The 13,742-nt window shown below is 53.7% G+C and carries 12 protein-coding genes; 4 read left to right on the top strand and 8 right to left on the bottom strand.

Features of this window, described 5'->3' with window-relative positions; all coding sequences use genetic code 11:
- On the bottom strand, window positions 1–1,868 hold a 1,868-nt coding region (locus DD597_RS24815; RefSeq protein WP_165298109.1), incomplete at its 3' end, for an autotransporter outer membrane beta-barrel domain-containing protein.
- Window positions 1,869–2,242: 374 nt separating this feature from the next.
- On the opposite strand from DD597_RS24815, the gene kefF reads away from it, so the two are divergent.
- The 3 genes from kefF (at window position 2,243) to folA (ending at window position 5,225) form a co-directional block, all read left to right on the top strand.
- On the top strand, window positions 2,243–2,773 hold the full coding sequence (gene kefF, locus DD597_RS06565) for a glutathione-regulated potassium-efflux system oxidoreductase KefF (RefSeq protein ID WP_003856435.1): 531 nt from the start codon (window positions 2,243–2,245) through the stop codon (window positions 2,771–2,773).
- Window positions 2,766–4,631 (top strand): glutathione-regulated potassium-efflux system protein KefC, encoded by a 1,866-nt coding sequence (gene kefC, locus DD597_RS06560; RefSeq protein WP_058675478.1) that lies wholly within the window; start codon window positions 2,766–2,768, stop codon window positions 4,629–4,631. The genes kefF and kefC overlap by 8 nt, the downstream gene beginning before the upstream one ends.
- Before the next feature lie 114 nt (window positions 4,632–4,745).
- Window positions 4,746–5,225: a type 3 dihydrofolate reductase gene (gene folA, locus DD597_RS06555; RefSeq protein WP_003856431.1), complete on the top strand. Its 480-nt coding sequence runs from the start codon at window positions 4,746–4,748 to the stop codon at window positions 5,223–5,225.
- Window positions 5,226–5,264: 39 nt separating this feature from the next.
- Here folA and apaH read toward each other — a convergent pair whose 3' ends face one another.
- The 6 genes from apaH to lptD are packed head-to-tail and all read right to left on the bottom strand — an operon-like array spanning window position 5,265 to window position 11,994.
- Complete coding sequence (gene apaH, locus DD597_RS06550; protein WP_015572649.1) at window positions 5,265–6,113, bottom strand: bis(5'-nucleosyl)-tetraphosphatase (symmetrical) ApaH; 849 nt, start codon at window positions 6,111–6,113, stop codon at window positions 5,265–5,267.
- A 4-nt stretch (window positions 6,114–6,117) separates the two neighbouring features.
- Window positions 6,118–6,495 carry a Co2+/Mg2+ efflux protein ApaG gene (gene apaG / locus DD597_RS06545; protein ID WP_003856425.1) on the bottom strand — a complete coding sequence of 126 codons (378 nt, stop codon included), beginning with the start codon at window positions 6,493–6,495 and terminating at the stop codon, window positions 6,118–6,120.
- Window positions 6,496–6,498: 3 nt separating this feature from the next.
- Window positions 6,499–7,320, bottom strand: a complete 822-nt coding sequence (gene rsmA, locus DD597_RS06540) for a 16S rRNA (adenine(1518)-N(6)/adenine(1519)-N(6))-dimethyltransferase RsmA (protein WP_003856423.1) — start codon at window positions 7,318–7,320, stop codon at window positions 6,499–6,501.
- Complete coding sequence (pdxA, locus tag DD597_RS06535; protein ID WP_003856419.1) at window positions 7,317–8,303, bottom strand: 4-hydroxythreonine-4-phosphate dehydrogenase PdxA; 987 nt, start codon at window positions 8,301–8,303, stop codon at window positions 7,317–7,319. The genes rsmA and pdxA overlap by 4 nt, the downstream gene beginning before the upstream one ends.
- Window positions 8,303–9,589 carry a peptidylprolyl isomerase SurA gene (surA, locus tag DD597_RS06530; RefSeq protein ID WP_003856417.1) on the bottom strand — a complete coding sequence of 429 codons (1,287 nt, stop codon included), beginning with the start codon at window positions 9,587–9,589 and terminating at the stop codon, window positions 8,303–8,305. Before surA ends, pdxA begins: the two co-directional genes overlap by 1 nt.
- Before the next feature lie 53 nt (window positions 9,590–9,642).
- Window positions 9,643–11,994 (bottom strand): LPS assembly protein LptD, encoded by a 2,352-nt coding sequence (gene lptD / locus DD597_RS06525; protein WP_006810140.1) that lies wholly within the window; start codon window positions 11,992–11,994, stop codon window positions 9,643–9,645.
- 239 nt (window positions 11,995–12,233) lie between these two features.
- Here lptD and djlA point away from each other — a divergent pair, with 239 nt between their 5' ends.
- On the top strand, window positions 12,234–13,049 hold the full coding sequence (gene djlA / locus DD597_RS06520; protein ID WP_023315375.1) for a co-chaperone DjlA: 816 nt from the start codon (window positions 12,234–12,236) through the stop codon (window positions 13,047–13,049).
- Window positions 13,050–13,079: 30 nt separating this feature from the next.
- Here the strand turns inward: djlA and rluA are convergent, their stop codons facing one another.
- Window positions 13,080–13,739 carry a bifunctional tRNA pseudouridine(32) synthase/23S rRNA pseudouridine(746) synthase RluA gene (gene rluA, locus DD597_RS06515; protein ID WP_003856412.1) on the bottom strand — a complete coding sequence of 220 codons (660 nt, stop codon included), beginning with the start codon at window positions 13,737–13,739 and terminating at the stop codon, window positions 13,080–13,082.
- Window positions 13,740–13,742 lie beyond the last annotated feature (3 nt).

Genomic DNA, 13,742 nt, shown 5'->3' with positions numbered 1-13,742 from the left:
CCGCCGTTATCGGTGTTGCCGCCGTTATCGGTGTTGCCGCCATCATCGGTATTTCCACCGTCATCGGTGTCGTCAGAAGGATCATCAGAAGGCGTCGCCTTTGATTCCAGATACCAGTTGCCGTCACTGTGCTGGTAGAGGTTATATTCCCAGGCGCCTGCGACGACCGGTTTTGCCAGCGTCAGTTGGGCTTCGGAACTGCCGCCGATGCTGACAATTTCCATACCGTTAATGGTTTGCGCGCCTGCGCCGCCAATGTTGGTAATGCTGACGCCGGACTGACCGAAGCTGCTGCCCGTAATAGTGAGGTGGTCAGTTGGTGAATTATCTTCACCCAGGGTGCTGTTCATCACAATCTGGCTACCGTCAGAGCCGGTGTAGTCGCCATTAATCGTAAAATTATTGCCAACGCTATTATCAGCCGCACTGAGTAACAGCGTACCACCATTAGTCACGTTGCCGTTGATGGTATCGACGCCGGAAGCGCTGAGCGTGGAGTTACCCTGGACGGCATTCCATGCCGCCAGCGTACCGCCGCTAAGAACCGCGATGTTGTTGTTCACTTCGCCTGCGGTGGCAAAGGTCGCGCCATTTTCAACGGTAACAGTGGCGTTACTGCCCTTGACGCCGAGCGTTGCGCCGGTGGAGACCAGCGTGGTGCCGCCGTGCAGAACCGTATCCCCTGTGTAGCTATTTTTGCCCGTCAGGGTCAGGGTGTTGGAGTCTACTTTTTCGACGTTACCGCTACCGGTCATGTCGGTGGCGAAAGTGAAATCGCTACCCTGATTGAAAATGACGGTACCGTTGTTGGTGATCCCACCGCTGAGCATCGCAGTTTTTTCGCCATCGCCCAGTTGCAGCGAGGCGTGTTTGGCCACCCGCGTATTACCGGTGTTGGATACTTCGCCCGCCAGGGTTAACGCGCCCTTGTCTATCATCAAGGAGTCGCCAGAGCCAATAATGTCAATATCGCCCGACAGCGCCCAGTTTTCGCCGTTCATTGTGACGCTGGCAAAACCGTCCCCTTCATTCAGACCCACAAAATTGCTGTCTTCTGTACCGGTGCCGATCAGAGTGAGGGTGTTTCCCGTGGAATTGGTGGAAATAACGTCACCGACAAGGACGGAACCCGTATCAAGCACCAGCGTGTTATTTTTATTGCTGGCAAACATTATAGCGGCTGTATTACCACTAATCGTTCCGCTATTCTTGATATCCAATTTTGCAGTATCTTTTACATTGATACCGTTCTCGGTTCCCTGCACAAGGGCATTGTTAGTAAGCTTGGTGTTGCCATTAGTTGCCGTAATAGCATCACCATTTGTACCGATAATTGCGCCACTGTTATTAATGCCAATACCATACCGAGTACTTAGACCCGTTTTTCCTTTTATCATTCCGGTGCTGGTATTGATAATGTTTACTGCGGAAGAGTTTTCGCCGACAAACATGCCATTTTCCGCACCGATAATATTTCCACTGTTATTAAAATCACCGAGCATTGACTGAATATTAACAGCATTCGCGGTGGTGGAGGAAATGGTTGCACCGATGTCGTTATTAATTAAAATGCGCTGTTCACCAGTATTAATATCCAGGCCATTTCCCGTGCCAGAAATATTGCCATAATTAGTGGTAGTAGTGGTAGTAAACCCAGTGACAGACACCGCCGCTTCACTACCCGCGGAGGATATCGTCACGTCTTTATTAATAACATATTCAGCATCGGCTGAAAAATCTTGAGGGACAGAGGTTGATTGATCAATGATTGCAGAAAATGCAACCGCGGGGGTGCATATCAACAAAGCAGGAAATATCTTCCCTAGAGTTTTGGTTGTATTATTTAATTTGAAGAATTTTTTGCTCATGTACACATCCATTTGAGTGAGAAGGAACATCAGATAACGTGTGTAAAACGTATATTGACTATCTTTAAGGTTGAGCTCAAAACAAAAAAGCATAAAATTATTATTTTTTCAATGAGTTATGTACAGGTTGATTTATTAAAATATGACTTAAGATAATCTAAAAATATTCGTTAAAAATATGAGTCTGCATAATCATTTTGCAGGGTTAATTCGTCGCTAGCGTGGTGCTCCTTCTTTCGCGTCAGTCGCGTTTGTATGGCGACAAAGGTTGCCAATCCTTGCGATTTACTTTGAAGCGGTCGTTAGCCTCTTTCAGTTGGGGGGGGAACTGTCTACACTCATTGCTACAAGAAAAGCAGAAGACAGGCATATTCATGGTTCTGATAATTTATGCGCACCCCTATCCGCAGCATTCGCATGCGAATAAGCGGATGCTTGAGCAGGCAAGGACGCTCGAAAACGTAGAGATACGTTCCCTCTATCAACTCTATCCTGATTTTAATATCGATGTCGCCGCCGAACAGGAGGCGCTCTCTCGTGCCGATTTGATCGTCTGGCAGCATCCGATGCAGTGGTACAGCACCCCTCCGCTGCTGAAATTGTGGATCGACAAAGTTTTCTCCCACGGTTGGGCATACGGACACAACGGCAACGCGCTTCATGGCAAAAGCCTGATGTGGGCTGTTACCACCGGCGGGGGGGAAAGCCATTTTGAGATTGGCGCCTTCCCCGGATTTGACGTGCTGGCGCAGCCGCTCCAGGCTACTGCCCTTTACTGCGGTCTGAACTGGCTTCCGCCTTTTGCGATGCACTGTACCTTTGTCTGCGACGATGAAACCTTGCAGGCGCAGGCTCGTCACTACAAACAACGCTTACTTGAGTGGCAGGAGACGCACAATGGATAGCCATACGCTGATACAGGCGCTGATTTATCTTGGCGCGGCGGCATTAATTGTGCCCGTGGCGGTTCGTCTGGGGCTGGGCTCGGTGCTCGGCTATCTGATTGCCGGGTGTGTAATTGGCCCCTGGGGTTTTCGGCTGGTGACGGATGCCGAGTCGATCCTGCATTTTGCGGAGATCGGCGTGGTGCTTATGCTGTTCGTGATTGGCCTGGAGTTGGATCCGCAGCGGCTGTGGAAACTGCGCGCCTCGGTGTTTGGCGGAGGTGCTCTGCAAATGCTGGCCTGCGGTCTGCTGTTGGGCGGGTTCTGCATTCTGCTCGGGATGGAGTGGAAAGTCGCGGAGTTGATCGGCATGACGCTGGCGCTCTCCTCGACGGCTATTGCCATGCAGGCTATGAACGAGCGTAACCTGACGGTGTCGCAAATGGGGCGCAGCACCTTCTCCGTACTGTTGTTCCAGGATATTGCCGCCATCCCGCTGGTGGCGATGATCCCGCTGCTGGCAACCAGCGGCGCATCAACGACGCTGGGGGCATTTGCCTTATCAGCGCTGAAGGTTGTTGGTGCGCTGGCGCTGGTTGTTCTGCTTGGTCGCTACGTAACGCGTCCGCTGCTGCGCTTTGTTGCTCGCTCTGGCCTGCGCGAAGTATTCAGCGCCGTTGCGTTATTCCTGGTGTTTGGTTTTGGATTGCTGCTTGAAGAGGCCGGGCTGTCGATGGCAATGGGCGCCTTCCTCGCGGGGGTCTTACTGGCTAGCTCCGAATACCGTCACGCGCTGGAAAGCGATATCGAGCCGTTTAAAGGATTGCTGCTGGGGCTGTTTTTCATCGGCGTCGGGATGTCTATCGACTTCGGGACGCTGGTGACCCATCCGCTGCGCATCATCATTCTGCTGGTGGGTTTCCTGGTCATTAAAATGGCGATGCTGTGGCTGATCGCCCGCCCGTTAAACGTGCCAAAACCGCAGCGCCGCTGGTTTGCCGTGCTGCTGGGGCAGGGGAGTGAGTTTGCTTTCGTGGTCTTTGGCGCAGCGCAGATGGCAAATGTACTCGATCCGGAATGGGCAAAAGCGCTGACGCTGGCGGTTGCGCTGTCGATGGCCGCAACGCCGATCCTGCTGGTGTTGCTGACGCGTCTGGAAAAAACGGGAAGCGAACATGAACGAGAAGCCGATGAGATCGACGAGGAGCAGCCGCGGGTGATCATCGCCGGATTTGGCCGCTTCGGGCAGATTACCGGCCGTTTACTGCTCTCCAGCGGAGTCAAAATGGTTATCCTCGATCACGATCCTGACCATGTGGATACGCTGCGTAAATTCGATATGAAAGTATTTTACGGTGATGCGACCCGGGTTGATCTGCTGGAATCCGCCGGCGCGGCGAAGGCCGAGGTGCTGATTAACGCCATCGACGATCCAGAGACCAGTATGCAGATGGTTGAGCTGGTCAAAGAGCATTTTCCGCATCTGACCATTATCTCTCGTGCGCGCGATGTGGATCATTACATCCAGCTCCGTCAGGCGGGTGTGGCAGCCCCTGAACGTGAAACCTTCGAAGGGGCGCTCAAATCTGGCCGCATGGCGCTGGAAAGCCTGGGACTTGGCGCGTATGAAGCGCGTGAGCGTGCCGATTTATTCCGCCGTTTTAACCATGAGATGGTGGAAGAGATGGTGGCGATGGCGAGCAGTACGGCAACCGAACGCGCTGCGGTGTTTAAACGCACCAGCACCATGCTGACGGAGATCATCAACGAGGATCGTAATCACCTGTCGCTGGTTCAGCGCCACGGCTGGCAAGGAACGGAAGAGGGCAAGCATACCGGTGATCCTGAGGATGAACCGGAGAGTAAACCCTCTGCGTGAAGTGGAGTTGCCAGCAATATTAAAAAATTTCTAATTCTTTACCCTGCCGCCAGTCGACGAAAGATTAAGCTTTCCGTATAGTGGCGGCAATTTTTTGCATCCGGGAAATTTTCAATGATCAGTCTGATTGCAGCGCTGGCGGTAGACCGCGTTATCGGCATGGAAAACGCCATGCCGTGGAACCTGCCTGCCGATCTCGCATGGTTTAAACGTACTACGTTAAACAAGCCGGTAGTGATGGGCCGCCTGACCTGGGAGTCGATTGGTCGTCCATTGCCGGGTCGTAAGAATATTGTGATCAGTAGCCAGCCGGGCACTGACGATCGCGTGCAGTGGGTGAAATCCGTTGATGAAGCCATTGCCGCCTGCGGCGATGCCGAAGAGATCATGGTGATCGGCGGCGGGCGTGTGTATGAGCAGTTCCTGCCAAAAGCGCAGAAACTGTATCTGACGCACATTGATGCGGAAGTGGAAGGGGATACCCATTTCCCGGATTACGATCCGGACGAGTGGGAGTCTGTATTCAGTGAGTTTCACGATGCGGATGCGCAAAACTCGCACAGCTACTGCTTCGAAATTCTGGAACGTCGTTAACGGTTTTATCCTCTCCCCGAAGGGAGAGGATAAACATCTTCAGGAGGCGACCGCCTCACCTTCGCCTAAGTCCAGCTGTCGGTTGGATGGCTGCACAAAGTAGGTCTTATCTTCCCAGCGTAAGCAGGTTAAATCCCCGCCCCAGCAGCATCCGGTATCCAGCGCGTAGATATTTTCCGGGGTGCCTTTTCCTTCCAGCGATGCCCAGTGCCCAAATACCACGCTATATTCGTTTGTCACGGGGCCCGGAATGGCAAACCACGGCTTAAGCGGCGCAGGTGCATTTTCCGGCGTATCTTTGCAATACATATCCAGCTGCCCGTTCGGGAAGCAGTAGCGCATGCGCGTAAAGGCATTGGTGATAAAACGCAGTCGCGCCAGGCCGCTGAGATCATCACTCCAGTTATTTGGCATGTCGCCGTACATCGCATCAAGGAAGAACGGGTAGGAGTCGCTCGCCAGCACCGCTTCGGCGTCGCGCGCGCAGGTTTTTGCCGTCTCAAGATCCCACTGAGGCGTGATGCCGGCATGCGCCATCACCAGTTTTTTCTCTTCGTCAATCTGTAGCAGTGGCTGGCGACGCAGCCAGTTGAGCAACTCATCGGCATCCGGCGCTTCCAGCAGGGGGGTAATGCGATCTTTCGGCTTATTACGGCTGATCCCGGCGTATACGGCCAGCAGATGCAGATCGTGGTTGCCCAGCACCATGCGCACGCTGTCGCCCAGCGATTTGACATAGCGGAGGACGTCCAGAGAACCGGGACCGCGCGCCACTAAGTCGCCCGTCAGCCAGAGCGTATCCTGCCCGGGGGTGAAGTCGACCTGTTTTAATAATGCGATCAGTTCATCGTAGCAACCGTGAACGTCGCCAATCAGATATGTAGACATTAGATTAATGAATAAGTGTAGGTACGGCGAGACGGAATACGGGAATAGCAATGCGGAAAGCATTACCGTCGGCATCGACCATTTCGTAATGGCCCTGCATGGTACCCAGCGGCGTTTCAATTACCGCGCCGCTGGTGTACTGATACTCTTCGCCAGGGGCGATATGGGGTTGTTCACCGACCACACCTTCGCCCTGGACTTCAATTTCACGGCCATTGCCGTTGGTGATAAGCCAGTAGCGCCCGAGCAGTTGCACAGGCATCCGCCCCAGATTGCGAATGGTTACGGTATAAGCAAAGACAAAACGTTCTTCATCCGGTGTGGATTGGGACTCAATGTAGACGCTTTGAACCTGAACACAGACGCGGGGCGAATCAATCATGGCTTAGCTCTCCTTCGGCGGCGCATTGTCGCTGATGTAATTAGCCAGCTTGCAGTACTGCTCTACGGAAATATTTTCCGCACGCATTGCCGGGTCGATGCCCAACTCAGCTAATACGTCAACGGTAAACAGATTGCCAAGGCTGTTACGAATCGTTTTACGGCGCTGGTTAAAGGCTTCTGTCGTGATACGGCTCAGCACGCGCAGGTCTTTGACCGGGTACGGCATCGTTTTATGTGGCACCAGGCGCACAACCGCAGAATCTACCTTTGGCGGTGGCGTGAATGCGGAAGGCGGTACTTCTAATACCGGGATCACGTTGCAGTAATATTGCGCCATCACGCTTAAACGACCATACGCTTTACTGTTCGGCCCTGCAACCAGACGGTTAACGACCTCTTTTTGCAACATGAAGTGCATGTCGGCAATGGCATCAGTATAGCTAAACAGATGGAACATCAGCGGGGTGGAGATGTTGTACGGCAGATTACCGAACACGCGCAGCGGCTGTCCCATTTTTTCTGACAGTTCGCCAAAGTTCATGGTCATCGCATCCTGCTGATAAATCGTCAGCTTCGGCCCGAGGAACGGGTGCGTTTGCAGACGCGCGGCCAGATCGCGGTCGAGTTCGATAACGGTCAGTTCGTCGAGGCGTTCGCCTACCGGCTCGGTCAGCGCGGCAAGACCCGGGCCGATTTCGACCATGGCCTGACCTTTCTGCGGATTAATGGCAGAAACGATACTGTCGATCACAAACTGATCGTTGAGGAAGTTTTGCCCGAAGCGTTTACGGGCTAAGTGGCCCTGATGGACTCGATTAGTCATTGAGTATTAACAATCATTTTGATGGCGAGATTAAGCGCCGTAATAAAACTGCCGACATCCGCTTTTCCCTGGCCTGCCAGATCCAGCGCAGTACCGTGGTCAACGGACGTTCGAATAAAGGGTAAACCGAGGGTGATATTCACCCCGCGGCCAAAGCCCTGGTATTTTAGCACGGGCAGACCCTGATCGTGGTACATCGCGAGTACGGCGTCGGCATTATCCAGGTATTTGGGCTGGAAAAGGGTGTCGGCAGGCAGAGGCCCGCTGAGGTTCATCCCCTTCGCCCGCATCTCCTCAAGCACCGGAATGATGGTGTCTATCTCTTCGGTGCCCATATGTCCGCCCTCACCCGCGTGCGGATTCAGGCCGCAAACCAGCACATGCGGCTGCGGAATGCCGAATTTGGTTTGCAGATCGTGATGCAAAATGCCAATGATCTCACGCAGGAGTTCAGGCGTAATGGCATCCGGAATGGCTTTGATCGGCAGGTGCGTTGTCACCAGCGCAACGCGCATTGCTTCGGTTGCCAGCATCATCACCACTTTCGGGCTGTGCGAACGCTCTTCGAAAAATTCGGTATGCCCGGTAAACGGAATGCCCGCGTCATTGATCACGCCTTTATGCACCGGACCGGTGATCAGGGCGGCAAATTCGCCCTGAAGGCAACCGTCACAGGCGCGCGCCAGCGTCTCGACAACGTAGTGGCCGTTTTCGGTGTGTAATTCGCCGGGGACAACAGGCGCACGGAGCGGAACAGAAAGCAGGGTGAGAGTACCAGACTGCTGCGGTGCGGGCTGTTGGCCTTCAACGTAAGGGAGGAGCGTTAAAGGCAGACCGAGCAAAGCTGCCCGGTCTTGTAACAGTGTTGCATCTGCACAGACAACCAACTCTACCGGCCAGCTGCGCTGGGCGAGCTGAACCACCAGGTCAGGCCCAATCCCGGCGGGTTCGCCGGGGGTGATCACAACACGATGCGGTTTCATCAGTTGCTCAACACTTTCACGTAAGCGCTGGCGCGTTGTTCCTGCATCCAGGTTGCGGCTTCTTCAGAGAACTTACGGTTAAACAGCATGCGATACGCGCGGTCTTTCTGCGCCGCGTCGGTTTTATCCACGTTGCGCGTGTCCATCAGCTGGATCAGATGCCAGCCGAAGGAGGAGTGTACCGGCGCGCTCATCTGGCCTTTATTCAGCTTCATTAACGCATCGCGGAAAGCCGGATCGTAAATATCAGCGGCCGCCCAACCCAGGTCACCGCCCTGGTTTGCAGAGCCAGGATCCTGAGAGAACTCTTTTGCTGCTTTATCGAAGGTGGTTTTACCGCTCTTGATGTCTGCGGCGATCTGTTCCAGCTTCGCACGGGCCTGATCGTCAGTCATGATCGGAGACGGCTTAAGCAGGATATGACGCGCATGCACTTCAGTAACCGAAATGTTCTGGCTCTGGCCGCGCAGGTCGTTCACTTTCAGAATGTGGAAGCCCACACCGGAACGGATTGGACCGACGATATCGCCTTTCTTCGCGGTGCTCAGCGCCTGGGCAAACAGGGATGGCAGCTCCTGAATACGCCCCCAGCCCATCTGGCCGCCTTTCAGCGCCTGCTGGTCAGCGGAATAGGTGATCGCCAGCTTGCCGAAGTCATCGCCATTACGCGCCTGCTCAACGATAGCGCGCGCCTGGCTTTCCGCCTCTGCCGCCTGATCGGAGGTTGGGTTTTCCGGCAGTGGGATCAGGATGTGGCTCAGGTTAAGCTCTGTGCTGGCATCATTCTGATTCCCCACCTGTTTTGCCAGGGCATCCACTTCCTGCGGCAGGATGGTGACGCGGCGACGGACTTCATTATTACGCACTTCTGAAATCAGCATCTCTTTACGGATCTGATTGCGGTAGGTGGCGTAGCTGATGCCGTCATAGGCGAGGCGGCTACGCATCTGGTCCGGGGTAATGTTGTTCTGCTTTGCAATGTTGGCGATCGCCTGATCGAGCTGCTCGTCAGAGATCTTCACACCCATTTTCTGGCCCATTTGCAGGACAATCTGATCCATGATCAGACGTTCCAGGATCTGGTGGCGCAGCGTAGCGTCATCCGGAAGTTGTTGACCTGCCTGGCCCGAGTTGAGCTTTACAGATTTCATCAAACCGTCAACGTCACTTTCAAGCACGACGCCGTTGTTAACCACAGCCGCGACTTTATCGACAACCTGTGGGGCCGCGAAGCTGGTATTCGCAACCATAGCGACACCGAGTAGCAGCGTTTTCCAGTTCTTCATACTTTTTCCATTTCAATTAACCGCAAAGCGGATTACGTTGTAAATCAAGCATATTACAATGAACTACGATACGGCAGAATGTTCGAGCGCAGCATCTGCTGCGTGCCCAGACCGTAGTTAGAACTCAGGCCGCGCAACTCGATATTAAAGCCAATCACGTTATCGTATTTGCCCTGACTGTTTTGCGTATCCCAACCGTTAAGTTTGCGTTCGTAACCGACACGTATTGCGTAACAGCAGGAGTTATATTGCAGACCCAGCATCTGGTCAGCAGGTTTTTGGGCATTCGTGTCATAGTAGTAGGCCCCGACGACTGACCAACGATCGGCAATCGGCCAGCTCGCGGCGGTACCCACCTGTGAAATACCGTCTTTGTATTGGTCTGTATTCGCATAGTTTGGCAGTGTCGCCTGGATATACTCCGGGCTGGCGTAACGGTACGTTAACTGCAACATGCGGTCTTCATCACGACGATATTCGATGGCAGCGCTGCCCGTCGCGATATTGTCCAGTCGTGTATCGTATTGAACACCACCGCGCAGACCCCAACGATCCGTCATGCGCCAGTAGGTGTCGCCTGCCCATACCAGTGAGCCCGTTTTGTTGTCTTTCTCCCAGTTAATGTCGTCATCACCGGTGCGAGACTCGGTGAAATAGTAGATTTGACCAACAGAAACGTTAAAACGTTCAACGGCAGCATCATCATATACGCGCGTTGTGACGCCGGTCGTTAACTGGTTAGCAGACGCAATACGGTCAAGGCCGCCGTAGGTACGGTCACGGAACAGGCCGCTGTAGTCTGATTGCAGGAAGGACGAGTCATAGTTTTGAATTTTGCTCTGATCGCGATAAGGCACATAAAGATACTGCATACGTGGCTCAAGCGTCTGGGTGTATCCATCCGCGAGAAGAGCCATATCACGTTCGAAAATCAGCTTCCCGTCCATTTTGAATTGCGGAAGCGTACGGTTTACCGATTCTTCAAGATCGGTGCCATAACGTTTGTTATACCAGTCCAGATTCTTCTGTTGGTAGTGGGTGGCCATCACTTTGGCTTCGGTATTCAGACTCGCCCAGTCGTTTGACCACGGCAGGTTGATCGTCGGCTCGATATGCAGACGCGTTGATTCCGGCATATCCGAGTTGGTGTTGACGAAATGGACCGCCTGAGCGTAAACGCGCGTGTCGAAAGGACCCACATCGTTCTGATACCAGTTCACGTCCAGCTGCGGCTCGGCACCATAGGTACTACGCGATTGCGTATCAAACACCTGGAACTGTTTGGTCGACACCGTCGCGTCAAAGTTCTCAATGGCGTAGCCCACGCTGAATTTCTGCGTGGCGTAACCGTCGGTACTGGAGCCGTATTTAGAATCAAAGTCGTTGAAGTAATACGGATCGCTGACTTTGGTGTAGTCGATGTTGAAGCGCCACACCTGATCCAATACCCCGGCGTGCTTCCAGTAGTACATCCAGCGGTGCTTATCACCTTCGCTCGGATGCTCGTCCTGGAAGACCTTATCTGATGGCAGATAATCAAATTCCATCAGACCCGCGCCCGCCTTGGTCAGATAGCGGAATTCGTTCTCCCACATGATGTTGCCGCGCTTATGGATATAGTGCGGCGTGATCGTGGCGTCCATGTTAGGCGCAATGTTCCAGTAGTACGGCAGGTAGAACTCAAAGTAGTTCGATGTGCTGTACTTGGCGTTCGGGATCAGGAAACCTGAACGACGTTTGTCACCCACGGGCAGTTGCAGGTAAGGACTATAGAAAATGGGCACCGGGCCGAGTTTAAAACGAGCGTTCCAGATCTCTGCAACCTGTTCTTCACGGTCGTGGATCACTTCACTGCCCACAACGCTCCAGGTATTTGACCCTGGCAAACAGGAGGTAAACGTGCCGTTTTCGAGAATGGTGTAGCGGTTTTCGCCGCGCTGCTTCATCAGGTCCGCGGTACCGCGCCCCTGACGACCGACCATCTGGTAATCACCTTCCCAGACGTTGGTGTCTTTGGTATTCAGATTCGACCAGGCTTTCGGACCTTTCAGGATGACCTGATTGTCGTCATAGTGCACATTACCCAGCGCATCCACCGTACGGACAGGCGCCTGAGCACCTTCCGGTTGCTTCTGGTGCAATTGCACTTCGTCAGCAAGCAGGCGACTATTGCCCTGGTTAATATCGACATTGCCCGTAAAGGTTGCATTGTCAGGATAATTACCTTTTGCGCTGTCGGCATTAATGGTGACGGGTAAGTCATTCGTATCGCCTTTCACCAGTGGGCGATTGTAACTTGGGACGCCAAGCATACACTGCGAGGCGAGATCGGCTGCGAGCCCCTGTTGGCTATACAGGGCGGTGCCAATCATTGTGGCCAGAAGGGTGGGGATACGTTTTTTCATACGTTGTATTTTATTGTTCCGTCATCAGTGGCTACGGCTTACAAACGCTCAGAGACTATCTTACTCATCAGCGCAGTACCAGCGTTAATCCTGCCCGTTTGCGCGCCAGAGTGTTAGGCTCGCTATCGAATGACGAGTATGATAATGCAAATTATAGGCGATGTCCCTCAATTGACCGTGGCGCGACCACTGTAATGATGGCGTTGCGTCGGCCAGGAACATGACCATTCGGGGAGTATATGCAGTATTGGGGTAAAATAATCGGCGTTGCGTTCGCAATTATTATGGGTGCCGGATTCTGGGGTGTCGTTCTTGGCCTCATTATCGGCCATATGTTTGATAAAGCACGCAGCCGCAAAATGGCCTGGTTTGCCAACCAGCGCGAGCGCCAGTCACTCTTCTTCTCCACCACCTTCGAGGTGATGGGGCACTTAACCAAATCAAAAGGGCGCGTAACGGAAGCCGATATTCAGGTGGCCAGCGTCTTTATGGATCGCATGAATCTGCACGGCGAATCCCGCATCGCGGCGCAGAATGCGTTCCGGATTGGTAAATCAGATAACTACCCGCTGCGTGAAAAAATGCGGCAGTTCCGTAGCATCTGTTTCGGGCGTTTTGATTTAATTCGGATGTTTCTGGAAATTCAAATCCAGGCCGCCTTCGCGGATGGTTCTCTGCATCCGAATGAACGGGACGTTTTATATGTGATTGCCGAAGAGCTGGGCATTTCCCGCATGCAGTTCGACCAGTTCCTGCGTATGATGCAGGGCGGCGCGCAGTTTGGCGGTGGTTATCAGCAACAGCACTCCTCCGGCGGCTGGCAGCAGGCGCAGCGTGGCCCTACGCTTGAAGATGCCTGCAACGTCCTCGGCGTGAAGCCGTCTGACGATGTCACGACCATCAAACGCGCCTATCGTAAGCTGATGAGCGAGCACCATCCGGATAAGCTGGTGGCGAAAGGCCTGCCGCCAGAGATGATGGAGATGGCGAAGCAAAAAGCGCAGGAAATTCAGAAAGCCTACGAGCTGATTAAAGAGCAGAAAGGTTTTAAATAAAAAATGGCCCGACAGTGTCGGGCCATTTTTTCAGAAGTCTACCGGGGCTTTGAACGTCATGGCGTTGCCGAAAGCAGGGTGGGTAATGGTGAGCGTCTGCGCATGCAGTTGCAGGCGCGGCGCTAAGGCCAGCGCTTCTGGCGGCGCATAGAATCTGTCCCCCAGAATCGGGTGACCCATCGCAAGCATATGCACACGCAGCTGATGGGAGCGCCCGGTAATCGGCTTTAGCAGGACGCGCGCGGTGTTATCCGGCGCGTACTCCAGCACTTCATACTCGGTTTGCGCGGCCTTGCCGGTTTCATAACACACCTTCTGCTTTGGCCGGTTCGGCCAGTCGCAAATCAGCGGTAAATCCACCAGCCCTTCCGCCTGCGCCGGATGACCCCAGACGCGCGCGACATACTGCTTCTTCGGCTCGCGTTCGCGGAACTGACGCTTCAGCTCGCGTTCTGCCGCTTTATTCAGAGCCACCACAATCACGCCGCTGGTCGCCATATCCAGACGATGGACAGACTCGGCCTGGGGATAATCACGCTGGATACGCGTCATCACGCTGTCTTTATGCTCTTCCAGACGCCCCGGCACGGATAACAAGCCGCTCGGCTTGTTAACCACCATAATGTGCTCATCCTGATACAGAATGACCAGCCACGGATCCATCGGGGGATTGTAGGGCTCCATTACCATCTT

This window comes from Enterobacter cloacae complex sp. 677-3DZ2D5B, assembly GCF_004136695.1.
In the GTDB taxonomy this organism is placed as follows: Bacteria; Pseudomonadota; Gammaproteobacteria; order Enterobacterales; family Enterobacteriaceae; genus Enterobacter; species Enterobacter hormaechei_C.
Note: the sequence above shows the minus strand (reverse complement) of the source record. Positions and strands in the feature narration are given on the sequence as shown.